We start from the raw sequence: 1,331 nt of genomic DNA on the forward strand, positions 1-1,331 counted from the left end.
AAAATGAGCAGAGCAAGCTTTGGATTTGCTGCCTATTTGATGTTGGCCAAACTCCTTCGTATAACTTCGTATAATGTATGCTATACGAAGTTATACGGGTTTTTTTGGCGGCATGCTGATTGTACCTCTTAATGCGCTGATCCAATTTAATGCATCTCGCAAGGAATTGGGTAAAATATTATCTGCCAACAATTTTATGCAAAACTGTTTCATGATCGGATTTCTGGGGTTAACTGTATTATTTAGCCTTTTGGGTATAGATAGTGTGATTTTGTTGTATGGCCTTTTTGTAATCGCCTTGGCCGGGGCAATCTATACCATGATAACGCTACCACAATCGTTGGTTCGCTATTTATTGTATTTCGTTGCTTCCAAATTTTATCGCTTGAGTGTTTACCAACTGGATAATCTGCCTTCAACAGGTGGTGTGTTATTGTTGGGTAATCATGTTAGTTTTATCGACTGGGCCATTTTACAGATAGCCTGTCCACGTCCAATCCGTTTTGTTATGGAGCGTTCTATTTATGAAACCTGGTATCTGAACTGGTTACTCAAAAAATTTAAAATCATCCCTATTGCTCGAGGTGCTAGCCACGATTCGTTACAGGAAATTAATGCCTCTTTAAATGCTGGTGAAGTTGTTGCATTGTTCCCAGAGGGACGTTTAAGTCGTAATGGTCAATTAGGCGTTTTTCGAACTGGTTTCGAGCGGGCAGTGGTAGGTGCGAATGCAGTCATTGTCCCTTTTTATATCCATGGCTTGTGGGGAGCAAAAGCCTCTTATGCCTCTCCTTATTACCAACGGTTAATTCAAGCAAATAATCGTCGCGTAAGTGTTATCTATGGTTCTACAATGGATATTGGCTGTAAAGCACAAGCGGTGCAGCAAAAGGTTCGCGAACTTTCCATTAAAGCCTGGAAATTGTCAACGAATGAATTAAATAGCATTCAATCTGAATGGCTGTATAAGGCAAAAAAATAGGGCATTTGCCAGCTTTTATTGAGGAAAATGGTAGTAAAATAACAAACAGTAAATTATTAGGGTTGGTATTATTCTTTAGCCGGAAAATTAAACCGCTCATCAAAAATCAACAAAATATAGGTCTTCTTCTACCTGCTAGTCTAGGAGGCGTGATTGCAAATCTTAGCTTGTTCTGTTTAGGCAAAACAGTAGTCAATTTAAATTATACGACCGGTGAATCTATACTCCAGTCGGCCACGCAGCAAGCTGCAATTAAAACAATAATTACTTCTCGGCAGTTTGTAGAAAAATAAAGCACGTGGTATTGAATTCTACACCTTGATGTCTTCAATAACCTTTATTTATTTAG

Annotated in this window: 2 protein-coding genes; both read left to right on the plus strand. The window is 38.8% G+C overall.

The annotated features are described in order from the left end of the window. Nucleotides 1-73 precede the first annotated feature (73 nt). The gene (locus BN58_RS28170) at nucleotides 74-982 is read left to right on the plus strand and encodes a 1-acyl-sn-glycerol-3-phosphate acyltransferase (RefSeq protein WP_019216107.1); all 909 of its coding nucleotides are present in this window, start codon (nucleotides 74-76) and stop codon (nucleotides 980-982) included. Between the two features lie 5 nt (nucleotides 983-987). After that, entirely contained in the window at nucleotides 988-1,275 is a 288-nt protein-coding gene (locus BN58_RS28175; RefSeq protein ID WP_019216108.1) for a hypothetical protein, read from the plus strand. Nucleotides 1,276-1,331: the final 56 nt, after the last annotated feature.

It is taken from the genome of Legionella tunisiensis (assembly GCF_000308315.1).
Classification (GTDB): domain Bacteria; phylum Pseudomonadota; class Gammaproteobacteria; order Legionellales; family Legionellaceae; genus Tatlockia; species Tatlockia tunisiensis.

Coding starts and splice junctions, on each gene's coding strand:
- BN58_RS28170 (WP_019216107.1), top strand. CDS start 74: ATGTATGCTATACGAAGTTATACGGGTTTTTTTGGCGGCATGCTGATT.